General features: G+C 68.1%; 22 protein-coding genes. 9 read left to right on the plus strand and 13 right to left on the minus strand.

The genetic code is table 11. The features are described from left to right. Positions 1–72 precede the first annotated feature (72 nt). From AADJ02_RS13910 to AADJ02_RS13925, 4 genes are all read right to left on the minus strand, one after another. Positions 73–1,044: a beta-ketoacyl-ACP synthase III gene (locus tag AADJ02_RS13910; RefSeq protein WP_341213616.1), complete on the minus strand. Its 972-nt coding sequence runs from the start codon at positions 1,042–1,044 to the stop codon at positions 73–75. Further along, positions 1,041–2,114: a phosphate acyltransferase PlsX gene (gene plsX, locus AADJ02_RS13915; protein WP_341213617.1), complete on the minus strand. Its 1,074-nt coding sequence runs from the start codon at positions 2,112–2,114 to the stop codon at positions 1,041–1,043. Before plsX ends, AADJ02_RS13910 begins: the two co-directional genes overlap by 4 nt. Positions 2,115–2,247: 133 nt before the next feature. Beyond that, positions 2,248–2,454, minus strand: coding sequence for a 50S ribosomal protein L32 (gene rpmF / locus AADJ02_RS13920; protein ID WP_021693001.1), 207 nt, complete (start codon positions 2,452–2,454; stop codon positions 2,248–2,250). Positions 2,455–2,662: 208 nt separating this feature from the next. After that, entirely contained in the window at positions 2,663–3,226 is a 564-nt protein-coding gene (locus AADJ02_RS13925; RefSeq protein WP_341213618.1) for a DUF177 domain-containing protein, read from the minus strand. 65 nt (positions 3,227–3,291) lie between these two features. On the opposite strand from AADJ02_RS13925, the gene bamE reads away from it, so the two are divergent. After that, a complete protein-coding gene (gene bamE / locus AADJ02_RS13930; RefSeq protein ID WP_341213619.1) occupies positions 3,292–3,795 on the plus strand; it encodes an outer membrane protein assembly factor BamE in 504 nt (167 codons plus the stop codon). An 8-nt stretch (positions 3,796–3,803) separates the two neighbouring features. Here the strand turns inward: bamE and msrB are convergent, their stop codons facing one another. Beyond that, the gene (gene msrB, locus AADJ02_RS13935) at positions 3,804–4,214 is read right to left on the minus strand and encodes a peptide-methionine (R)-S-oxide reductase MsrB (protein ID WP_341213620.1); all 411 of its coding nucleotides are present in this window, start codon (positions 4,212–4,214) and stop codon (positions 3,804–3,806) included. A 65-nt stretch (positions 4,215–4,279) separates the two neighbouring features. On the opposite strand from msrB, the gene AADJ02_RS13940 reads away from it, so the two are divergent. Both AADJ02_RS13940 and AADJ02_RS13945 read left to right on the plus strand, forming a co-directional pair. After that, on the plus strand, positions 4,280–5,008 hold the full coding sequence (locus tag AADJ02_RS13940; RefSeq protein WP_341213621.1) for a GNAT family N-acyltransferase: 729 nt from the start codon (positions 4,280–4,282) through the stop codon (positions 5,006–5,008). Positions 5,009–5,039: 31 nt separating this feature from the next. Next, on the plus strand, positions 5,040–6,869 hold the full coding sequence (locus AADJ02_RS13945) for an ATP-binding cassette domain-containing protein (protein WP_341213622.1): 1,830 nt from the start codon (positions 5,040–5,042) through the stop codon (positions 6,867–6,869). 75 nt (positions 6,870–6,944) lie between these two features. Here AADJ02_RS13945 and AADJ02_RS13950 read toward each other — a convergent pair whose 3' ends face one another. Together AADJ02_RS13950 and mazG are read right to left on the minus strand one after the other, a co-directional pair. Then, a complete protein-coding gene (locus AADJ02_RS13950; protein ID WP_341213623.1) occupies positions 6,945–7,946 on the minus strand; it encodes a Fe(3+) ABC transporter substrate-binding protein in 1,002 nt (333 codons plus the stop codon). A gap of 75 nt (positions 7,947–8,021) precedes the next feature. Next, positions 8,022–8,858, minus strand: coding sequence for a nucleoside triphosphate pyrophosphohydrolase (gene mazG, locus AADJ02_RS13955; RefSeq protein WP_341213624.1), 837 nt, complete (start codon positions 8,856–8,858; stop codon positions 8,022–8,024). Positions 8,859–8,920: 62 nt separating this feature from the next. On the opposite strand from mazG, the gene AADJ02_RS13960 reads away from it, so the two are divergent. From AADJ02_RS13960 to AADJ02_RS13980, 5 genes are all read left to right on the plus strand, one after another. After that, the gene (locus tag AADJ02_RS13960) at positions 8,921–10,081 is read left to right on the plus strand and encodes a M20 aminoacylase family protein (protein WP_341213625.1); all 1,161 of its coding nucleotides are present in this window, start codon (positions 8,921–8,923) and stop codon (positions 10,079–10,081) included. 73 nt (positions 10,082–10,154) lie between these two features. Next, positions 10,155–10,628, plus strand: coding sequence for a DUF1499 domain-containing protein (locus AADJ02_RS13965; protein WP_341213626.1), 474 nt, complete (start codon positions 10,155–10,157; stop codon positions 10,626–10,628). A gap of 43 nt (positions 10,629–10,671) precedes the next feature. Continuing rightward, the gene (gene prfA / locus AADJ02_RS13970) at positions 10,672–11,727 is read left to right on the plus strand and encodes a peptide chain release factor 1 (protein ID WP_341213627.1); all 1,056 of its coding nucleotides are present in this window, start codon (positions 10,672–10,674) and stop codon (positions 11,725–11,727) included. After that, a complete protein-coding gene (prmC, locus tag AADJ02_RS13975) occupies positions 11,724–12,590 on the plus strand; it encodes a peptide chain release factor N(5)-glutamine methyltransferase (RefSeq protein WP_341213628.1) in 867 nt (288 codons plus the stop codon). Before prfA ends, prmC begins: the two co-directional genes overlap by 4 nt. Positions 12,591–12,812: 222 nt before the next feature. Continuing rightward, on the plus strand, positions 12,813–13,562 hold the full coding sequence (locus AADJ02_RS13980; protein WP_341213629.1) for a DUF4167 domain-containing protein: 750 nt from the start codon (positions 12,813–12,815) through the stop codon (positions 13,560–13,562). 54 nt (positions 13,563–13,616) lie between these two features. Here the strand turns inward: AADJ02_RS13980 and rsmA are convergent, their stop codons facing one another. The 6 genes from rsmA to lptF form a co-directional block, all read right to left on the minus strand. After that, positions 13,617–14,462, minus strand: a complete 846-nt coding sequence (rsmA, locus tag AADJ02_RS13985; RefSeq protein WP_341213630.1) for a 16S rRNA (adenine(1518)-N(6)/adenine(1519)-N(6))-dimethyltransferase RsmA — start codon at positions 14,460–14,462, stop codon at positions 13,617–13,619. Between the two features lie 68 nt (positions 14,463–14,530). Further along, entirely contained in the window at positions 14,531–15,502 is a 972-nt protein-coding gene (gene pdxA / locus AADJ02_RS13990; protein WP_341213631.1) for a 4-hydroxythreonine-4-phosphate dehydrogenase PdxA, read from the minus strand. Continuing rightward, positions 15,499–16,710 carry a peptidylprolyl isomerase gene (locus tag AADJ02_RS13995; RefSeq protein ID WP_341213632.1) on the minus strand — a complete coding sequence of 404 codons (1,212 nt, stop codon included), beginning with the start codon at positions 16,708–16,710 and terminating at the stop codon, positions 15,499–15,501. Before AADJ02_RS13995 ends, pdxA begins: the two co-directional genes overlap by 4 nt. Positions 16,711–16,742: 32 nt before the next feature. Then, positions 16,743–18,845 carry an LPS assembly protein LptD gene (gene lptD, locus AADJ02_RS14000; RefSeq protein WP_341213633.1) on the minus strand — a complete coding sequence of 701 codons (2,103 nt, stop codon included), beginning with the start codon at positions 18,843–18,845 and terminating at the stop codon, positions 16,743–16,745. After that, positions 18,842–19,930, minus strand: a complete 1,089-nt coding sequence (lptG, locus tag AADJ02_RS14005) for an LPS export ABC transporter permease LptG (protein ID WP_341213634.1) — start codon at positions 19,928–19,930, stop codon at positions 18,842–18,844. The genes lptD and lptG overlap by 4 nt, the downstream gene beginning before the upstream one ends. Beyond that, positions 19,927–21,042 carry an LPS export ABC transporter permease LptF gene (gene lptF, locus AADJ02_RS14010; protein ID WP_341213635.1) on the minus strand — a complete coding sequence of 372 codons (1,116 nt, stop codon included), beginning with the start codon at positions 21,040–21,042 and terminating at the stop codon, positions 19,927–19,929. Before lptF ends, lptG begins: the two co-directional genes overlap by 4 nt. A gap of 170 nt (positions 21,043–21,212) precedes the next feature. Between lptF and AADJ02_RS14015 the strand changes: the two genes are divergently transcribed. Continuing rightward, the gene (locus AADJ02_RS14015; protein WP_341213636.1) at positions 21,213–22,688 is read left to right on the plus strand and encodes a leucyl aminopeptidase; all 1,476 of its coding nucleotides are present in this window, start codon (positions 21,213–21,215) and stop codon (positions 22,686–22,688) included. Position 22,689: the final 1 nt, after the last annotated feature.

The following is a 22,689-nucleotide window of genomic DNA, read 5'->3' on the forward strand; positions in this document are numbered from 1 at the left end:
CCTTAAGGGCAGGGGCAATTTCAAGTCAATCTCAAGTGGATGGATGACACTGTTGCAGCAGCAGAATGCCGATCACCAGCGCAGGACCAGCGACCCCCAGGCAAGCCCACCGCCAATCGCCTCGGTGACCACGAGATCGCCAGGTTTGATCTGGCCCCGGGCGCAGCCGACGGACAGTGCCAGCGGGATCGAGGCCGCCGAGGTGTTGCCGTGATCCTGAACCGTCACCACGACCCGGTCCATGGACAGCCCAAGCTTCTTGGCCGTGGCCTGGATGATGCGGATATTGGCCTGATGCGGCACGACCCAGTCGATGTCATCCGCACCGAGGCCCGCCTTCTCAAGCGACAGATGCGCGGTCTGGGCGAGCTTTTCGACCGCATGGCGAAACACCTCGCGGCCCTCCATGCGAAGATGGCCGGTGGTGCCGGTCGAGACGCCGCCATCGACATAGAGAATTTCACGGTGACGCCCGTCGGAGTTGAGATCGGCCGACAGGATGCCCCGATCGGCAGAGGTGCCCTCGGCTTCCGTGGCCTCGAGCACCAGCGCGCCCGCGCCATCGCCGAACAGCACGCAGGTGGTGCGGTCGGACCAGTCGATGATCCGGCTGAAGGTCTCGGCCCCGATCACCAGCACGCGCTTGGCCTGACCGGTAAGGATCATCGCGTTGGCGGTGGTAAGCGCGTAGACGAAGCCAGCGCAGACCGCCTGGACGTCGAAGGCGAAGCCATGCGTCATGCCCAGTTCGCGCTGCACCATGGTCGCGGCCGACGGGAAGGTGAGGTCGGGGGTCGAGGTGGCGAGGATGATCGCGTCGATCTCGTCGGCCTCGATCCCGGCATTGTCCAGCGCCGCGCGGGCGGCGCGGGTGGCGAGATCCGAGGTCGACTGCCCTTCGGCGGCGATGTGGCGCCGCTCGATGCCCGACCGCGAGCGGATCCATTCGTCGGACGTGTCGACGAAGCTCTCGAACTCGGAGTTCTGCATCACCCGTTCGGGGAGGTAGTGCCCGACACCTTTGACGACCGCGCGAATGGTCATGCCTTGATCTCCTTCGGAGCGTCTTGATGCGGGGCCGATACGCCGGCGATGCGGTGCGCCAGACGTTCGGAGAAATCCGAGCGGGCGAGCCGCGCGGCAAGGCTCAGCGCCGCGCTGACGCCGGTGGCATCGGCCGAGCCGTGGCTCTTGACCACGAGGCCATTGAGCCCGAGGAACACGCCGCCGTTGACCTGTCGCGGGTCGATCCGGGTCTTGAGCCGCGCCATCGCACCGCGCGTGAGCAGCGCCGCGACCTTGGAGGCGACCGAGGACAAGAACGCCTCGCGCAGCAGACCCGAGATCAGCGTGGCGGTGCCTTCGCCGGTCTTGAGCGCAACGTTGCCGGTAAAGCCGTCGGTGACGATCACGTCGACGCGGGCCGACGGAATATCGCCACCCTCGACAAAGCCGACGTATTCGAAGTCGCCCTTGTCGGCAGCCGAGGCGATCATGTCAGAGGCAACCTTGAGCTCGGCGCGGCCCTTGTGCTCTTCGGTGCCGACGTTGAGCAGGCCGATGCGCGGCCGCGTCAGCCCCAGGCCATTGCGTGCGTAGGAGGCACCCATCATCGCATAGGCGAGAAGATCGTCCTGATCGGCGCGGATATCGGCGCCGACGTCGAGCATGACGTTGAACCCCTGCGGATTGCGCGAGGGCCAGAGACAGGCGATGGCAGGGCGGTTGACGCCCTCGGCCTTGCGCAGCCGGATCATCGAGATGGCCATCAGCGCGCCGGTGTTGCCGCAGCTCACGCAGACGCTCGCCCGGCGGTCGCGCAGGGCCTCGACCGAGGACCACATCGAGGTGGCCTTGCCGCTGCGCATCACGTTGCTGGGTTTGTCGGTCATCGCCACCACGTCGGTGGCATGGACGATCTCGACCCGCGAGGCGACGTCCGAGCCCTTGAAAAGCGGCTCGAGGATCTCGCGCTGACCGTGCAGGAGAACCTGCGCGGCGGGGTCGGAGGAAAGGAATTTGGTCACGCCAGCGGCCACGACAGCCGGACCCTGATCGCCGCCCATGGCGTCGACGGATAGCGTGATGGATCGGTCTTGGGACAAGCCCGTCATCGCGGCCCCGATGCTCTGGGCGCGGTCATTTCAGGCGCGCGCCGGTGTCGATGCGGCAGACTTTCGGGCGGTGCCCCGAGGGGCGGCGCGGTCCGGGTCGAAACCCGTCCCGCGCCAAAGCCCGGCGACGGGCTTACGCCGCGTCGTCGTCCAGCTCGGTCTCGGCGGCCTGCGCGATCACTTCGCGATCGGCATAGCTGCCACAGGACGGGCAGACGTGATGGGGGCGCTTGAGCTCCCCACAGTTGGTGCATTCGTTGGGGTTCGCGCCGGTCAGGCCGTCGTGGGCCCGACGCTGGTTGCGGCGCGACTTGGAGATCTTGTTCTGCGGAACGGCCATGTCACAACCTCGAAGGAATCTGGCTCTAGTCTAAGTGGGCGCGGAAAGTGTTTCCGGCCCGGCTGGCGGGTGGGCACATGGCCCCGGTCAGGGGATCCATCCCGCGACGTCCGGCCGCTCTTAGGCGATAAGAACCGGACTGTCGAGCCGTGGAATGGAAAGAGGCCGCGAAAATACTGCGGTCGCGGCGGAAAGCAAGAGAAACGTATCAATCGGCGGTGTCTTCGTCCCCTTTCAGACGGTCGCGCAATCCCTTCAGCCCGGCAAAGGGCTTCACGTCCTCATCGGTGAGCGGCTCCGCCCCCGGCTCGGCCACAGACAGGTCGCCCGTGCCCGCACCCTCGGCGCGCGGATAGTCGGGCAGGGCCAGCGCCAGCGCCTCGATCATCACCGCGGCGATATCGAGCGCCGATGGCAGAGGCTCGATCGTGTCGTCGCCCGACATCTCGACCTCGGCGGCCTCGGGTTCGGTCACGTCGGCGAGATAGCGGCGGGTCACCTTTTCGTCGATCCGCGTCACCACCGGCTCGAGCGTCACCACGCAGTCCTGCACCACGGTCGCGCCGAGATCGGCCTCGAGCCGCCAGCCGCGGCTGTCTTCGGGGGTCAGCACCGCGCGAAACCGCAGCTTGCGGATGCCGCGGATGTCCAGCTTGGCCGCGATGGCGGCGCGGGCAGGCGCATCGGGCTCGATCGACGTCTCGGTGTCGCGGCGTTGCGACAGGTCACCGAGGCGGATCACGTGTCGCGGCAGGGGGGTCGCCTCGGGCATGGTCCGCTTCCTTCCTTGAAGATATGCATGGCATTGTTGTAAGCGGCTTTAGAAGCCGCAAAGGCTTGAGGCAAGAGCAGGGGCAGGCGCAGATGGGCATGGATACCGGCCGTGACAAGATCGGCCGCGGCATTCGCCGCGGCGCAGCCCTCGTGGGGCTTGCGGGGCTCGTGGCCTGTAGCCCGACCGAACGCTACCACGGCTACGTGCCGGGCGATGCGGTTCTCGAGACGATATCGCTCGGCGAAAGCCGCGACGCCGTGATCGAGAAGGCCGGTGAGCCAACCACCGCGGGCGCGCTTGGCGACAACGACGTCTATTACGTGCGTTCGGTGTTTCGCCATTACGGCTTTTTGGCCCCCGAAGAGGTGACCCGCGAGGTCGTGGCGATCAGCTTTTCGCCAGCGGGCGGCGTGTCGAACGTGGAACGCTTCGATCTGAGCGACGGGCGCATCGTGCCGCTGACCCGCCGGGTCACCGAGGACAGCGTCGAAAGCGGCACGTTCCTGCGGCAACTGGCGGGGGCGGCGGGCAACTTCGACCCGAGCGCGCTGATCAACGACGAATGAGCCGGGGCTCAGGCCGCGGTCTCGTCCGAGGTTGCCGGTTTGAACTCCAGCGCCACGCCGTTCATGCAATAGCGCAGGCCGGTGGGCGCGGGGCCGTCGGGGAACACGTGGCCCAAATGCGATTCGCAGGCGGCGCAATGCACCTCCGTGCGCTTCATGAAGAAGCTGCGATCCACCTGCTCCTCGACCGCCTCGGGCGTCAGCGGCGCATAGAAGCTGGGCCAGCCGGTGCCACTGTCGAATTTGGTCCGGGACTCGAACAGCGGTCTGCCGCAGCCCTTGCACGTAAAGGTGCCGGGCGTCTTGGGGAAATCGTCGTGGCTGAAGGCGCGCTCGGTCCCGTGCTTGCGCATCACCTTGTATTCGAGGTCGGACAGCTCTGCCCGCCATTGCTCGTCGGTCTTGTCGATCTTGTCCATCAGGTCCTCCGTGATCTCGTCTCCCTATGTAGTCAGCCCGGCCCGAGTTGCCAGCGGGGGCCGGCATGAGCGTGATCCTGGCGCGGGGGCGCATGGTAGCGCGAGAGGCTTTGGGCGACGCGCGGGAGCGGGCCATGGCGCTGCGCGAACGCTGTTTCGTGACACTGGGTGGGGCCAAGGCCGATGCCGACGAGTTTGACGCCTTGTGCAGCCACGTTCTGATCGAGGATGCGGCGGGCCGGGCGCTCTGCTCGTTTCGCTGGCGCGTGTTCGAGCCGGGCGCGGTTTCGGGCGCGGCCAGCGCCGAGGCCTATGACCTCGCGTCCCTTGCAGAATGGCCGGGGCGGCTGATGGAGATCGGCCGGTTCTGCACCGCGCCAGAGGCGCGCGACGGCGAGGCGCTGCGCCTCGCCATCGCGGTGCTGACGCGGCTGGTGGTCGAGGCGCGCGCGACGCTGCTCTTCGGCTGTGCCTCGTTTCCCGGCACGGACTCTGAACCGCATGGCCCTTCACTCGCATGGCTGGGCGCGCATCACCTTGCGCCTGCGGGGCTAAGGCCGGATCGGCGAGCGGCGGAGACGCGCGGACTTGCCGGGCCGATGACCGATCCGCGCGCCGCCCGCGCCGGGCTGCCGCCCCTGCTGCGCAGCTATCTCGGCATGGGCGGCGTGGTGAGCGACCATGCAGTGATCGACCGCCGCATGAACACGCTGCATGTGCTGTGCATGGTCGATCTCGCCGCGATCCCGCCGGGCCGGGCCCGGGCGCTGCGCGCGCTCGCCTTTGGCCCTTGATAAGCCGCGCGCCGCCCTCTAGCTGGCGGGCATGGCACGTGCACCCCTTCTTCAGCTCACCGACATTTCCCTCACCTTTGGCGGCGACCCCGTCTTCGACGGGTTGTCTCTCGCGGTTCAACAGGGCGACCGCGTCGCCCTCGTGGGCCGCAATGGTTCTGGCAAGTCCACCTTGATGAAGGTGATGGCGGGCCTCGTGGAGCCCGATCGGGGCATCCGCGCCGTCCCGCCGGCGACCACGGTCGGCTATATGGAGCAGGACCCCGATTTCGCGGGCTTTGCCACCTTGGGCGACTGGGCCGCGCAGAACCTCGACATCGGCGAGGAATACAAGCTCGCCGTGGCTGCCGAAGGGCTCAAGTTCGACCCCGAGCGCGATCCGGCCACCGCCTCGGGCGGTGAGCGTCGGCGCGCCGCATTGGCCCGGCTGATGGCCGAGGCGCCCGAATTGATGCTGCTCGACGAGCCGACCAACCACCTCGACATCGAGGCGATCGCTTGGCTGGAAGCGGAGTTGAAGCAGACCCGCGCCGCCTTCGTTCTGATCAGCCACGACCGCGCGTTTCTCAAGGCGCTGACCCGTGCGACGCAGTGGATCGACCGTGGCACGGTGCGGCGGCAGGAGACGGGTTTCGAGGGTTTCGAGGCCTGGCGCGACAAGACCTGGGAAGACGAGGACATGGCGCGCCACAAGCTTGATCGCAAGATCAAGTCCGAGGGTCGCTGGGCGGTCGAGGGGATCTCGGCGCGGCGCAAGCGCAACCAGGGCCGGGTGCGTGCGTTGCAGGAGCTGCGCTCCGAACGCGCGGGCCAGATCCGTCGTCAGGGCACGGCGGCCATGGCGCTCGGCGAAGGGCCGACATCGGGCAAGAAGGTCATCGAAGCCTTCGACCTGTCCAAGGAATACGCGGGCAAGCGCATCGTGAGCGGCTTTGACCTTACCGTCATGCGCGGCGACCGGATCGCCTTCGTCGGCCCAAATGGTGTTGGAAAAACGACGCTTATCAAGATGTTGCTTGACGAAGTTGAACCGGACAATGGCCGCATCAAGCACGGCACCAATCTCGAGATCGCGGTGTTTGATCAGGCCCGTGCCCGGCTCGATCCCGAGGCGACGCTCTGGGACAGCCTGACCAACGACCCGCTGATGGCGGTGTCGGGCAGTTCGGATCAGGTCATGGTGCGCGGCACGCCGCGCCACGTGATCGGCTATCTCAAGGACTTCCTCTTCGACGAAGGACAGGCTCGCGCGCCGGTCAAGTCGCTCTCGGGTGGCGAAAAGGCGCGGCTCCTGCTGGCGCGGATCATGGCGCAGACCTCGAACGTGCTGGTGCTCGATGAACCGACCAACGACCTCGACATCGAGACGCTGGACCTGTTGCAAGACCTGCTCGGGGATTACGACGGCACCGTGCTTATGGTCAGTCACGACCGCGACTTCCTCGACCGGGTGGCGAGCACGACCATCGCCATGGAGGGCGATGGGCAGGCGGTGCTTTATGCGGGTGGCTGGAGCGATTATCAAAGCCAGCGCAAATTCTCCAACAGCGCCGAACCTGTGACCCACGCGCCCGCACCGCGCGGCAGCGCGCCCGCGCCCAGTGCGCCGAAGCCGAAGGCCGAGGCCGCCAAGCCGAGCCTCAGCTTCACCGAAAAGCACCGGCTCGAAGAGCTGCCCGGTGTGATCGAGCGGCTGGGTCAGGAGATCGCCAAGCTCGAGCAACTGCTCGCCGATCCGCAGCTTTTCACCCGCGAGCCGGTGAAATTCCGCAAGGCGACCGAGGCAATGGCTGAGCGTCAGACAGCGCTCGAGGCGGCAGAAACAGAGTGGCTGGAGCTGGAGGAGAAGGCGGGCGCCTGATCTTCAAGACTATATGACAAAACGTAAAAAGCCCGCCTTCGGAACGAAGGCGGGCTTTTTGTTCGCTTGGGCCGATCAGCCGTCGAAGTTCACTTCTTCCATGATCCGCAGCGCCGCCGGGCGGTGGTCGGCGATGGTCGGAAGGTCGGTCTCGTCGGCGGTGAACTCACCCCAGCTCGCCACCAGTTCAGAGGGCGCGACACCGTTCAGGACGGGGTATTCGTTGTTGGCCTCGGCGTAGACGCCCTGCGCCTCGGGGGAGACGAGGAATTCCATGAACTGGATCGCTTCGTCGCGGTTCGGCGCGGCTTGGGTCAGGGCAACGCCGGAGACGTTCACATGCGTGCCGCCGGCTTCGAAGGTCGGGAAGACGATGCGCACGGAGTCGGCCCATTCAGTCTGCTCGGGGTCGGCGACCATCTGGCCCATGTAGTAGGTGTTGCCGAGCGAGATGTCACACTCACCGGCCCAGATTGCCTTGACCTGCGCGCGGTCGTTGCCCTCGGGCTTGCGCGCGAGGTTGGCCTTCACGCCCTCGGCCCACTCTTTGGCGTACTCTTCGCCGTGGTGCTCGATGACGGCGGAGACCAGCGCGAGGTTGTAGTTGTGCAGGCCCGAGCGGGTGCAGATCCGGCCCTTCCACTTGTCCGAGGCGAGGTCCTCGTAGGTGGTGATCTCACCGTCGGCGACGCGTTCCTTGCTGGCATACACAATGCGGGCGCGGGTGGTCAGGGCGAACCAGTCGTTGTTCTCGCCGCGCAGATTGGCGGGAACGGCCTCGGTGAGCACCTCGCTCTCGACGGGCTGGGTCACGCCCGCGTCGACGATCTGGCGCAGGTTGGCGATGTCGACCGTCATCACCAGATCGGCGGGCGAGCGCTTGCCCTCGGCCTCGAGCCGCTCGACCAGCCCGTCCTCGACGAAGGCGAGGTTCACGGCGATGCCGGTGTCGGCGGTGAAGGCATCGACCACCGGCTGGATCAGCTCGGGCTGACGCGTGGTGTAGACGTTCACGTCGGCCACGGCGGTGGTGCCCACGAGGGCTGCGGCAAGTGTGAGGACGGGGCGAAGGGTCATGTGGCGCTCCAAATCAGCGTTTCTGTTGGCGGCGCTTAAACCCGAGTGATTTGCTAGGGTCAATACCCGAGTTTTTCAGTTGGAAGTTTTTTCGGCGCGTCGAACCTCATTCCAGAGCGTGTCCATTTCGTCGAGGTCGCTCTCGATCGGGCGCTTGCCGCGCTTGTGAAGTTCGCCCTCTATGTATTTGAATCGCCGCGTAAACTTGTCGTTGGATCGACGCAGCGCCACCTCCGGGTCGACCCCAAGATGGCGCGAGAGATTGGCCATGACGAACAATAGGTCGCCCATTTCGGCCTCGACCTCATCGGGGCTGAGGCTGTCGCGCGCCTCGACCAACTCGTGTGCCTCCTCGACCAATTTATCGAGCACCTGCGCCGTCTGCGGCCAATCAAAGCCGACCCGCGCGGCACGTTTCTGAAGCTTGGCCGCGCGCATCAGCGCCGGCAGGCCGAGGGCCACGCCGTCGAGCACGCCGGTCTCCGCCTTGCCCGCGCGCTCGGCGGCCTTGATCGCTTCCCACGCGTGGGTCTGTTCTTCGGCGGTGCGATCGCGGCTTTCCTCGCCGAACACATGCGGGTGACGCGCGATCATCTTGTCCGAGATCGCCCGCGCCACGGCGGCAAGGTCGAAGTGCCCGGCCTCGCTGGCCATCTGCGCGTGGTAGACCGATTGCAGTAGCAGGTCGCCCAACTCGCCGCGCAGCTCGGGCCAATCCTCGCGTGCGATGGCATCGGCCACCTCATAGGCTTCTTCGATCGTGTAGGGGGCGATCGAGGCGAAATCCTGCTCGATGTCCCAAGGGCAGCCGCTTTCGGGGTCGCGCAGCGCCCGCATGATGGCAGAGAGCCGGGCCACCTCATGGGCGGCGTCTCGGTCGGTCTGGAGGATCTCGGGCGAGGTCTGGGGCATTGCGAAAGGCTCCTGTCGGTGGCAAGCCGCAGGCTAGGATTTCAAAGCCCGGAGCGCCAGCCATGCCCGTCGTCAACCGCATCGCCGATTTCGCCACCGAGATGACGGCATGGCGGCGCAAGCTGCACAGCATGCCCGAGATCGGCTTTGACTGTCACGAGACGGCCGGCTTCATCGCCGCGCGGCTGCGCGAGTTCGGCGTCGACGAGATCCACGAGGGCATCGCGACCTCGGGCCTCGTGGCGCTGATCCGGGGTCAGGGCGACGGCCCGGTGATCGGGTTGCGCGCCGACATGGACGCGCTGCCGATGAATGAGGAAACCGGCCTGCCGCATGCCTCGGGCAACAAGGGCGCGATGCATGCCTGTGGCCATGACGGCCACACGACGATGCTGCTGGGTGCCGCGAAATACCTCGCCGAGACGCGCAACTTCGCGGGCACGGTCGCGCTGATCTTCCAACCCGCCGAAGAGGGCGGCGCCGGCGCCGGTGTGATGGTCGAAGAGGGCCTGATGGACCGGTTCGGCATCGGCCAGATCTTTGCGCTGCACAACGAGCCGGGGCTGCCCGTCGGCCATTTTCGGACGGCTCCAGGGCCGATCATGGCGGCGGTCGATGATTTCACCATCACCGTGACCGGCAAGGGTGGGCACGGGGCCATGCCACAGGACGCAACCGACCCGGTCGTCGCCGCCTGCGGCATCGTCACCGCGATCCAGACCATCGTGAGCCGCAACCACGACGCGCGTCAGGACCTCGTGATCTCGGTCACGCAGATCCATACCGGTAGCGCCGACAACGTGATCCCGGCAACCGCCTGGATCAACGGCACTGTGCGCAGCTTTGACAAGGGCGTGCAGGGGATGGTGATGCGGCGGATGCGCGAGATCTGCGAGGGGCAGGCCATGGCCTACAGCGTGCGCGCCGATCTCGACTACAACCTCGGCTACCCGGCGACGGTAAACGACGCTGGGAAAGCGGGCTTTGCGGCGCAGGTCGCAGGCGAAGTCGGTCTGGCGAGCGATCCCGACAGCCCGCGCGCCATGGGGGCCGAGGATTTCTCCTTCATGCTCGAAGCCCGACCCGGTGCCTACCTGTTCCTCGGCAATGGCGAGACGGCGGGCGTGCACCACCCAGCCTATGATTTCAACGACGATACCGCCCCTTACGGCGCGTCGTTCTTTGCGCGGCTGGTGGAGCGGGCGCAGCCTGCGCAGGGCTAGATCGGGCACGGAAGATCGGCTCGGGCCGCACCGCGTCCGAACCTTACAAACGGACGACAGGACATTGAAGATCATGAGTATTCTGGCAACGACTGCCCTCATTGCCACCACCGCACCGCTCGCTTGGGTGCGCATCGCGCCGTCGGATGTCGCGCGGTGGCACGTCGATCCGATGCAGGTCACCCGCGCGCCAAAGCCGCCGCACGAGGGCGGCTGGCTCGTGCGTCCGGGTAAGGCCAATGCGGAGCCGACCGTATTTGCCATGAACCCTGACGCGCTGCTCTCGGCCTTCGACGAGGTCGCGCGCGCCACGCCGCGCACCAAGTTGCTTGCCGGTGGCCCGGACGAGGGACAGGCCACATATATCAGTCGCAGTACGGTGATCGGCTTTCCCGATTATACCAGCGTCAGGGCGATTCCCGATAAGGACGGGGCCGCGCTCGTGATCTGGGCGCGCAACCGTTTTGGCAAAAGCGACTTCGGCGCGAACCGCGCCCGTGTCGAGGATTGGCTCGCTCGGATCGAGACGCACTTGCAGGTGCGTTGAGCCTCCACTTGACGCGTCAAAGGTGATGAAGGATGGGTGATCCATGATCGCACAGGACAAGATCGACCAGATCACCGCCCGCTTCCAGTTTTTGGAGGCGAAGATGTCGTCCGGCGCCTCAGGCTCCGAGATCGCCGATCTGGGCCGCGAGTATTCCGAGCTGAAGCCGGTGGTCGAAACCGCCGCCGAGCACGCGCGCCTCGCCGCCGAGATCGCCGAGGCGCAGGCGATGCTGAAAGACCCCGAGATGCGCGACCTCGCCGAGGAGGAGCTTCCGGGGCTGAAGGCCAAGCTGGAGGCCGCCGAGACAGCGCTGCGCCTTGCGCTGTTGCCTCGCGACGCCGCCGACGCGCGCCCCGCGATGATCGAGATCCGGCCCGGCACCGGCGGCGATGAGGCGGCGCTCTTTGCCGCCGATCTGCTGCGCATGTACCAGCGCTATGCCGACGCGCGCGGCTGGCGGTTCGAGATCATCGAGGAGCAGGCGACCGAACTTGGCGGCATCAAGGAGGTCGTGGCGCGGGTCGAGGGCGAGGGTGTCTTTGCCCGGTTGAAATATGAAAGCGGCGTGCACCGTGTGCAGCGCGTGCCCGAGACCGAGAGCGGCGGGCGTATCCATACCTCTGCCGCCACCGTCGCGGTTCTGCCCGAGGCCGAGGCAGTCGACGTGAAGATCGATCCCAATGACATCCGCATCGACACGATGCGCGCTAGCGGTGCTGGCGGTCAGCACGTGAACACCACCGACTCGGCGGTGCGGATTACGCATATTCCTTCGGGCATCGTCGTGACCTCGAGCCAGAAGTCGCAGCATCGCAACCGCGAGCTGGCCATGGATGTGCTGCGCTCGCGGCTTTTCGACGCCGAGCGGATGCGCATCGACGGCGCGCGTTCGGCCGACCGCCGCGCGCAGGTGGGCTCCGGCGACCGCTCCGAGCGCATTCGCACCTATAATTTCCCGCAGGGCCGCATGACCGACCATCGCATCAACCTCACGCTCTACCGGCTCGACGCGGTGATGGGCGGCGATCTCGACGAGATCGTCGAGGCGCTGACGGCGGAGGCGCAAGCGGCCCTTCTGGCGGAGATGGAAGCATGAGCCCGCTGCCCTCCGGCCCTCTCACCGGTGCGGCGGCGCTGGTCGCGGCGACGCGCCGCCTGGCCGAGGCGGGGGTGCCCGATCCGGGGCGCGATGCGCGGCGGTTGTTTTCGCATACCATCGGCGTGGAGCCGGGACGTCTGACGCTGGTGCTGCCCGAGCCGGTGGATGGCGAGAAACTCGCGATCTTCGAAGCACTTATCGAGCGGCGCGCGGCGCGCGAACCGGTGTCGCATCTGACCGGCAGCCGCGCCTTTTATGGCCGCCGCTTCAAGGTGACGCGCGACGTGCTCGACCCGCGCCCCGAGACCGAGACGCTGATCGAGGCGGCCTTGTCCGAACCCTTTGGCCATGTGCTCGACCTTGGCGTGGGCTCGGGCTGCATCCTGCTGACCTTGCTCGCGGAAATGCCGGATGCCCGCGGTATCGGTGTCGACGTCTCCGAAGCCGCCTGCGCCGTGGCGCGTGAGAATGCCCATGCGCTGGGACTGGATGATCGGGTGCATATCTCGGTTTCGGACTGGATGAGCCGCGTCGAAGGGGTGTTTGACCTCGTGGTGTCGAACCCGCCCTATATCGCACGATCCGAGATGGCCGATCTTGCCCCTGAGGTGCGCGACTGGGAGCCCGCAGGCGCGCTTACCGACGGGGCAGACGGTTTGTCGTGCTACCGCGCGATCCTCGACGGGGCGACCGATGTGCTGGCCCCCGGCGGGCGGCTGGTGATGGAGCTTGGCGCGGGGCAGGCCGAAGCCGTCGGCACGCTGGCCGTGGCGCGTGGTTTCGCGCCGATCGCCCTGATCCCCGATCTCGACGGGCGCGACCGAGTGATCGTGCTGGGGTTGCCGCAGTCGGGCTTTTAGGGACGGAAAAACCCACTTCCGTGGCGTTTTTCACAGTTTCTGCTTGCCCGGAGGCCACGCGCATGGTTAGTCCTTGGCATCGGACGGAGGAAGGCGTGCGCGCCCTCCCGCCCCGACACGCTGCCAGATCATCGCAGGCCCCCTCGTCGCAGCAGCGCGCATCGCGCGCGCAGACCGGGGCACAAGCGCAACGCCTGAGCCAGGCCGGAACCGAAGAATCACATGAGATCATCGAAGTCACGCTCGCGCGGCAACAAGAACCGCAACAACAACCGTCCCACGGGTGGCAACATCGTCAACCGCGTGTTCGACAGCTCGGGCCCGGACGGCAAGGTGCGCGGAACGCCGCAGCAGATCATCGAGAAGTACACGCAGCTGCACCGTGATGCGCAGCTGTCGGGCGACCGCGTCGCCGCCGAGAACTTTGCCCAGCACGCCGAGCATTACCTGCGGATGCTGGCCGAGGCGCAAAAGGAAATCGACGCCAAGCGCGACGAGGTCGAGGCCCAGAACCGCGAGCGTCAGGCCGAGCGGGATCGTCAGGCCGAGCGCGATCGTGAACGGGCCGCGCGTCTACGGGCGCAAGAGGAGGCGGTGCAGCCGCAGTCCGAGCCCCAGCGCGACACGCAGCGGGATGCCCAGCGCGACGCCCAGCGCGACACGCAGCGGGATGCCCAGCGCGACGCCCAGCCGCCGCGCGAGACACGCCAGGACGCCCCCGAAAGCGATCTGGTTGATACGCCGGAGAACCGCGACACCGCCCGCGAGATCCCCGCGCAGCCGGCCGAGGCGCAGCCCGAAGCCGACAAGCCCAAGCGGACCCGCAAGCCGCGCGTGAAGCGCGACACGCCCGAGGGCGAAAAGCCCGCGCCGCGTGCCCGCAAGCCGCGCGCTGAAAAGCCGGCCGATGCCGGATCGGCCACGGGATCGGCCACGGGATCGGCCACCGGATCGGCCGAGGCCGCCGAATAAGCGATCACAGGGTTTGACCTGAAAAGGGCGGCACCATTCGATGCCGCCCTTTTGCTATCTGGCCGCTTCGACCGACCGGGCCAGCGCGCACCATGCCTCGAGCCCGATCTGCTCGGCTCGTTCGGTGGGCGGAATGCCCGCGGCGGCGAGGTGGTCCTCGATCCCCGGTGCCACGCCCTTGAGCGAGGCGCGCAGCATCTTGCGGCGCTGGTTGAAGCCCGCCGCGACGACGCGGCTCAGCACCGCTGGATCGGCGGGAAAGCGCGGCTCGGGCAAGGCGGTGAGGTGGACGACGGCCGAGGACACCTTGGGGGCGGGCACGAAGGCCTGCGGCGGCAGGTCGAGCACGATGCGGGCGCTCGCGCGCCACTGCGCGAGGATGGCGAGGCGCCCGTAGGCCTTGGAGCCCGGCACAGCGACGATCCGCTCGGCCACTTCGCGCTGGAACATCAGCGTCAGGCTTTCCCAGAACGGCGGCCATTCGGGTGGCGTCAGCCAGCGCACCAGAAGCTCGGTACCGACGTTGTAGGGCAGGTTCGCCGCGACGCGGATGGGCGGCGTCAGATGCTCCAGCGGATCGACCTTGAGCGCGTCGCCCTCGATGAGCTGCAGCCGTCCCGGATAGCGCGCGGCGATCTCGCCCAACGCGGGCATGCAGCGCGGGTCCTTCTCGATGGCGAGCACGCGGCGCGCACCCTCGGCCAGAAGCCCGCGCGTCAGCCCGCCCGGTCCGGGCCCGATTTCCAGGATGTCGGAGCCCGCCAGATCGCCCGCCGCCCGCGCGATGCGCGCGGTGAGGTTGAGATCGAGAAGGAAGTTCTGCCCCAGCGCCTTCTTGGCCTGCAGCCCATGGGTGGCGATGACCTCGCGCAGTGGCGGCAGATCGTCGATGGCGGCCATTGGCGTGTCCTACTTTGCTCTGAAAATACTCATGGCGCGCGGGTCAGGGCGCGCATCGCGCAAACGGTTTAGCGCGCTTCGCGGGCCGTGGCCATGCGTGCCGCCATGCGGATCGCGGCAATCATCGACGACGGATCGGCCAGCCCCTTGCCCGCGATGCCGAAGGCGGTGCCGTGGTCGGGCGAGGTGCGGATGAACGGCAGGCCAAGCGTGACGTTGACGCCGCCCGAGAAATCGATGGTCTTGATCGGGATCAGCGCCTGATCGTGATACATGCAGATCGCGGCATCATAGCCGGTTCGCGCCGCCGCATGGAACATGGTATCGGCCGACATCGGCCCCACGAGGTCGAACCCTTCGGCCCGCAGCCGGTCGAGGAGCGGCGTGATCATGGCGATCTCTTCGCCGCCCATCTTGCCGTCCTCGCCCGCATGCGGGTTCAGCCCGGCGATGGCAAGGCGCGGCGCGGCGAGGCCGAAATCGCGGATCAGCGCCGCGTGGGTGATGCGGATGGTGGCCTCGAGCAGTTCGGGCGTGAGGCGGGCGGGCACCTCGGCCAGCGGCACATGGATCGTCGCGGGCACCACGCGCAGCGCCTCGCAGGCGAGCATCATCACTACATCCTCGACGCCCGCCAGCGCCGCGAGATATTCGGTATGGCCGGGATAGGCGAATTTCGCCCCGTCGATCAGCGCCGCCTTGTGGATGGGCGCGGTACACAGCGCCGCGCAGTCGCCGCTCTTCACCAGACCCACGCCGTCGCGGATCGCGTCGATCACACCCTGCGCATGGGCCGGGTTCGGCTGGCCAGGCACCGCAGGCGGCCCGAAGTCGCGCGACAGCACCGGCAATGCCTCGGCCGAGATGGCTTCGGCCTCGGCGGGGTCCGTCACCGCCTGCCATGGCACGAAGCCGGGCAGGTGGCGCGGATCGCCCAGCCAGAGAAGCGGGATCTCGCCGCGCAGGCTTTCCCAAGCGCGGGCCGCGATCTCGGGGCCGATGCCCGCAGGCTCGCCACAGGAGATCGCGATGGGGGTCACGGCGCGATGCGCGCCTGTGCGCGCAGCTCGGCGAGCAGGATGTCGGCGCGCGCGGTCAGCTTGCGCCCGGTGATCTGGTTGCGTGCGGCCTCCCTGTCGGCATCGGCCACCGCCGCGGCCGGGGTGCGGGCACATAGCATGGTGAAGAGCAGCGTGCCGTTGTTGGAGAGGTTCCACGACGCTTCGTTGCGGTCGAGCCGTGCCAGTTCGAGCCCCAGATCCTGCGGTACGGCCGAAGGGGCGACGCTTTGGCGCACGAGGCGTTCGGCGGGCAGGCCCTTGGCGACGCCGTACAGATCGTCGCAGGTGTCGGTCAGGGCGGCAACGCGCGCGGCCTCGGCCAGCGCTTCGGCCGTGCCTGCGCCCGGAATGGCGAACTGGGCATAGTCGATCTCGGCGATCGCGGCGGGGGCCTGCGGCGCTTCGCGAATGTCGCGCAGCTGGAACAGGGCGACGCCGTTCTGGATCGGGATCGGCGGCGTCACCTCGCCCGGTTCGAGCGACAGCAGCAGCCCGTGCAGCCCGGCGGGATAGTTGGTGAGCGGCACCCAATCGAGACGCCCGCCCTGCGTGCGCGACGGCAGCGCCGAAACCTCGCGCGCCTCGGCCTCGAAGGCGGCGGTGGAGCGCAGCTTGGAGATTGCCTCGGCGCGGGCCAGCGCGGCCTGCGCGCGCGGCGGCGGCGCGGCGATGATGATCTCGTTGAGCAGAAGCTCGACCGATTCCGGCCCGCCGGTCTGCGCCAACGCCGCGTCGATCTCGGCCTCGGAGACCTCGATGCCGGAGTTGTAGCGGCGACGGATGTAGTCGCGCCACGAGGTGTTGACCTTCACGAAGTCGCGCAGCGTTTCGCGGGCGACGCCCTGGCTCGCCAGACTTGCCACGAAGGCGTCGAGCGACAGGTTGGTGCGCTGCGCGAACTCCTCCATCGCCGTGGCGAGCCCCTCGTCGGTCAGCTCCATTCCGGCGCGGGCGAGCTCCTGCAGCTTGAGCTTGTCCTCGACCAGCTGCTCGCGCGCCAGCGCGGCGGGATCGCCGGGCGTGTTGAAGGCCGCGAGCAGCTTGACGCGCTGGTCCAGCTCGTAATTGGTGACGGCGCTGCCGTTCACGGTGATGGCGGGTGCGAACAGCCCCTGCGCCACGGCGCCCATCGGCGCGGCCAGAGCGATGGCCAATGCCGCCGCCCCCACGAAATCCAAAGCCCGCATTCCGGCTCCCATCCTCGTCAGATCGTCAGGTCTCATCCCTCGCAATCCCGCGCCGCGGGCACGGCCTGCCGAGCGGCGGAAAAGCCGTTCAGATTGACCGAAAGCCCGAAGCTCGTGGAGGGGTCCACGTCATCGGTATCGGTGTAGCGGCGCGATGCGGAAAGGTCCACCGTGACACATTCGTTGTGCCAGCCGGCGCCGATCTGGGCGCGCACCGGCGCGTCGGCGGCGATGTCATAGCGGGCCTGCGCCACAAGGCTCCAGCGCGGGCCGAGATCCAGCGCCGCGTCGAACGAGACCTCGCTGATCGCTTCCAGATCGGTGCTGCCGGTTTCGGCCTGCAGCCACAGATAGGCCGCCGAGAGGTCGAGGCCGCCGCGATCGAGGCCAAGCCGGGCCTCGGCGCTCGAGACATCCAGCTGATTGTCGAAGGTCGCATAGGCGTTGAAGCCGAGATCCTCTCCGAGATCGGCACGTGCCGACACGAGCCAGTCCGAGCGCGTCTGCCCAAGCCCCGCGCCCTCGGCCAGATCTTCGAGCTCGTCATCGCGCAGAAGCTGGCCCGCCAGCACCGACAGGGTGCGCCCGTCGGTCGTGGTGCGGCTCCAGCGCAGGCCGAGCCCGGCGCTGAACCCGGTTTCCTGCAGATCCTCGCCGGGCAGCCGATCAAGCGTGTGCAGGCTGGTCGAGCCGAACTCGGGCAGGCGCGAATCCTCGTTGGCGGGGGCCGTGCCCTGTTGCGTCGCATAGGACAGGCTCGCCACGGGTTCGATCACCTGCGTGGCGTCGCTGCCCGCTTCGTGGCGGATCAGTGGCCAGCGCAGCGTCACGCCCGCGGCCTCCCAGGCGCGCGGCGACAGCGTATCGCGCGCGGGGTCGTCGGTGACCACATAGGCGTCGACGCGGCTTTGCAGCTCGGTGCCGAGGATCAGCCCGGGGCCGATGAGCCTGTCCTGCCGCCAGCCGGCAGAGATCCCCGCGCGCACCACGTCGCGGGCCTCGGGCGGCGTCGGGCCGTCGCGCCACAGCGCATCGGCATCCGCGCGCAGCGTCAGCTGGCCGCCGAAGGGGCCGGGACGCAGCACCGTCTCGCGTTCGAGCCGCGCCACCAGCGGCGGCAGCGAGGTGCTGGATTCGCCGTCGCGCAGGCTTTCGTAATAGGTGATCTGCCCCAGCGCATAGCCGCCGTCCTGCAGCCGGTAGGCGCGCAGGCGGCTGTCGAGACGGTCGGCGTCCGACAGGTCGTAATCAAGCAGGAAGGCCGCGTCCGAGACCGCCTCGAGATCGAATTCGAGACGCACGTCGCGCGGCAGGGAAAATGCGCCTTCGCCCAGAATGGCGTAGCGCAGACCCTCGGTTGCGTCGTCCTCGGCCAGATGCGTGTCGAGCTTGACCCAGCCGCTGCGCCAGGCCTGACGATAGCCCAGTTCGAGGTTGCGCGCCTTGGTGGCGATCCACGGCGTCACCGTGAGGTCGCGGCGGCCGCCGAGCCGCACGAAATAGGGCAACTTCAGCCCAAACCCGAGCGCGTCGGAGGAGAACAGCTGCGGCACCAGAAGCCCCGAGGCGCGCTCCAGCGTCGGGTCGGGCAGGCGCATCCGGGGCAGCCAGATCACCGGCACGCCGCGAATGCGGAACGTCGCATTGTCGAAATAGAGCTGCTGCTCCACCTCGTCATGCACCACCCGGTCGGCGCGGATTTCCCACAAAGGAGGGTTGTCGCCGCAGACCTGGCACGAGGTGGCGGCGGTGCGGGTCAGCGCGGTAAGTCCGCTGTCGGTGCGGTCGATGCGCGAAGCGGCAATCTGAAGCTGGCGGTCGAGCACCAGCCGCGCGCCGCGCAGCAGCCCCGATTCGAGCTTGGGGTCGATCGCGGCGGCTTCGGCGGTGAACACCTCGCCGTCGGGGGTGGTGATCAGGATCGGCCCGGTGACGGTGAGCCGATCGAGGCCGCGGTCATAGGCGATCTCGGAGGCGGTGAGGCGGGTGCCGTCGTAGAAGGCCTCGACATGACCGCGCGCCACCAGCGTCTCCTGCGCGGTGACGGTGACGCTGTCGGCCACGAGCTGGGCGAGGCCCTGCGCCGCGCCGACGCCGGGCAGGAGACACAAAAGCGCCGAGAGCAGGCGGATCATCCGTCCTCCAGGTGAAGCAACAGGCCAAGCGATGACAGGATCGCCGCGACGGGCGGGGCCCAGGCCGCGAGCGCGGGCGGGATCTGCCCGTTCTCTCCAAGGATCTGCGCGAAGTTGCGCAGGAAGTACACGCCGAAACTCAGCAAGATCGCACCCAAGACCATGACGCCGACGCGGCCGCCGCGCTGGTGGCGCATGGTAAAGCCCGCCCCGATCAGCAGCATCGCGGTCAGAAAAGCGGGCTGCGCCAGCTCGGTCTGCAGGAACACCTGATGGCGACGGGCGCTGAAGCCCGCCGCTTTCAGCCTCTCGATGAAGCCCGGCAGCTTCCAGACCGAGATCGCCGCCGGATCGCCGAAGCTGTCGCGGATCTGGGTGGCGGTGAGCGAGGAGACCAGCGTCATCTGCGGCAGCCGCTCGGCTTGGGTCTCGGGGTTCTCGGCCGAAAGCGGCCATCGCTTGACCCCGCGCAGCAGCCAGTGGCCCGCTTGCAACTCGGCGAGGTTCGCCTCGACCCTCTCTTGGGGGCTGCCCGAGGCATCGTAGGTCAGAAAGCTCGCCTCGCGCAGCACGGTGCCGTCGAGGTTGCTGCTCACGGCGCGGATCACCGTCTGCGCTCCGCTTTCGCCCTGACGCAGCCAAAGGCCGTCGTCCGACAGCGCGATAACCCGGTTTTCGCCGCGCAGGATGTCCGTGCGGGCCTCGTAGGCGCGGTTCGTTGCCGCCACCAGCGGGTTGAACAACGCGACCGTCGTCACGCCGATCACCACGGTCATCAGAACCGGCGCGGTCAGCGCCGAGAGCGCCGAGCGACCCGCCGCGCGCGTCACCACCAGTTCGGAGGAGCGCGCGAGGCCCAAAAACAGCGCGATGCCGGAGATGATCACGATCAGCGGCAGGATCTCGTAGAGGTCCGACGGCACGTTGAGCAGGCTCAGCGTCACCAGATCGCCGGCGCTGGCGGTGCCGCCGTAGCGGCGCGCCTGATCGACGAGATCGAGCATCAACAGCATGGTGAAGAACGCGCCCAGCGTGCCGAGGAACGCCACGACATAGCGGCGGGCGTAATAGCGGTGCAGGATCATGCCAGACGCTCCTCCCGCCGCCGTCGTCCGATGCCGCGCCGCGCCGGACGCCCGGCCAGAACCAGCTCGATCGATGCGATGGCGAAGGCCGCGGCCCCCGGCAGGTAGATCAACAACCATTGCGTCGGGTTGCTGCGCAGCATCGAGGTGGCGACCGATTCGAGCGCCTGTATGACAATGATCAGCCCGATTGCGCCGAGGATCTGACGCCAGACGCCAAAGCGCGAGAACCCGCCCAAGAGCAGCGTGGCAAAGCCGATCAGCGGGGCCGCGGTGGCCAGCAACGCGGCCGCGATGCGGTCATGCGCCTCGCTGGCGAGCCGGGCCGCGCTGCGGTCGGTGGCGGCGAGCAGTTCGGGCGTGGGAAAGAACAGGTCAAGCGTGGAGACCTGCTGCGTGCGAAGGCGGCCCTCGCCAGCACCTTGGGTCAATGGGGCGAGATCATAGGCGAAGTCCTCGAACCGCGTGGTCGACAACCGGTTGGTGCCACGACGCAGCACCTGCACCAGCCCGTCGATCATCACCAGCTGCGGCGCCGCGGCAGTCTCGACGAGATAGGCGCTGGCGGCGGTGTAGGTGATGCTTTCGTCCGGGCTGCGGGTGTCGGAGATAAGAAGATCGCGCAGCTCGCCCTCGGAGGTGATGTCGCGGATATAGAGCGTGATGCCCGAGATCGGCGACATGAACTGCCCCTCCTGCAACAATCGCGCCGTGGCGGTGCGCGCGATCTCGGATTGCCGGGCGGCAAGCCGGGCTTGGGCTATCGGGTCGATCACCACCGTCAACGCTCCGGTCAGCAGACCCGCCACGAGGCCGAAGACCAGCACCGGCCGCGCCAGCCGGAACGGCGAGAACCCGGTCGCCCGCATCACCGTGAGCTCGCTGTCGGCGCTCAGCCGGTTGGTGACGTAAAGCGCGGCAGCAAAGGCCGCGAGCGGCAGCACCAGACGGATCAGCGAGGGCAGGGTGAGCATGGTCAATTCGAGGAAGACCGAGAGGTTCTGACCGTCGGCCACGAGCTGGTCGAACAGCTGCACGGCGCTGTTGACCCAGTAGACCAGCACAAGCACCAGCGCGAAGAAGCCGAACAGCATCATCAGCTGCGACAGCATGTATCTGTCGAATCGGGACACCGGCGCCTCGCTCGTGATGGCCGCCGAGCTGGCCGCCTGCCTGCGCGCATCCTAGCCGAGCGGGCGGGCAGGTTGAACCGCGATCTGGCCAAGCAGGCGCGCGGCGGCTAGGCTCCGCCGCCAAAGCCAACGACCCCCAAGGAGCCGGCATGTCCCGCACCCCTCGCATCGATTTCCTTCCCCATGACGCGCAGGCGCTGACCGAGGAGGCTGGCCGCATCGCCGTGTTTCTCGGCCACGACGGTCCTGACAGCGATGTCGCGCGCGACCTCGACGAGGTGATGGGCGGGGCGCTGTCGCGGCTGGCCTCGGGTCATCGCTGGGGCCGGGCCCGTCCCGGCGAGGTGGTCGAGATCGCGGTGCCCGCGGGTCTTGCTGCCGCGGCCGTGCTCGCGGTTCGGCACGATGTCGAGGCCGACCGGCTGGCGATGCGCCGCGCCGGGGGTGCCATCGCCAAGAGCGCCGGGCGCGGCGATCTCACTGTGCTGGCCAGCGGCCTGCGCCACGCCGAAGAGGTTGCATTGGGGCTGGCGCTGCGCGCCTACCGCTTTGACGCCCACCAGAAGGCCGACGAGACCGAAGAGCCCGAGGGCCGCGTGCGCGTGATGTCCGAAGATTCCGAGGCGCTGGCGCGGGTCGCCGGGCCGATGGCCGCGATCGCCGAAGGTGTGGCCTTCACCCGTGACCTCGTGAACGAGCCTGCCAACGTGCTCACCACCGATGACTTTGCCGCGCGTCTCGCGGCGATGCAGGAGCTGGGGCTCGAGGTCGAGATCCTCGAAGAAGATGAACTCAAGCGTCTTGGCATGGGCGCGCTGCTGGCCGTGGGCCAGGGCTCGGACAGCCCGTCCAAGGTCGTCGTCATGCGCTGGCAGGGTGGTGGCGATGAAGCGCCCTTGGCGCTTGTGGGCAAGGGCGTGGTGTTCGACACCGGTGGCATTTCGCTCAAGCCCGCGGGCGGCATGGAGGACATGACCATGGACATGGGCGGTGCCGGCACCGTCGCGGGCACGATGCGCGCGCTGGCGTTGCGACGGGCGAAGGCCAACGTCGTGGGCCTCGTCGGGCTGGTCGAGAATATGCCCTCGGGCAATGCGACCCGCCCCGGAGACGTGGTGCGTTCCATGAAGGGCGACACCATCGAGGTGATCAACACCGACGCCGAGGGCCGCCTCGTTCTGGCCGATGTGATGTGGTACGCGCAAGAGCGGTTCAAGCCCTCGGGCATGATCGACCTCGCCACGCTCACCGGCGCGATCATCGTGGCGCTGGGCCATGAGAACGCGGGCGTGTTCTCGAACGAGGACGGCTTTGCCGAGGCGTTCCTCGCCGCCGCCGAAGGCGAGGGCGAGGGGGCCTGGCGGCTGCCGATGGGCGACGCCTACGACAAGACGCTCAAGAGCCGGATCGCGGATGTGCGCAACGTCGGCACCGGCCGCGAGGGCGGCTCGATCACGGCGGCGCAGTTCCTCAAGCGCTTCGTGCAGGACGGCACGCCCTGGATCCACCTCGACATCGCGGGCACCGCGTCGCTGAAGTCCGAGTCGGCTCTGGCCCCCAAGGGGGCGACGGGCTGGGGCGTCATGGCGCTTAACCGTCTCGTGGCCGACCGCTACGAGGGCTGAG

The organism is uncultured Limimaricola sp., from assembly GCF_964022235.1.
In the GTDB taxonomy this organism is placed as follows: Bacteria; Pseudomonadota; Alphaproteobacteria; order Rhodobacterales; family Rhodobacteraceae; genus Limimaricola.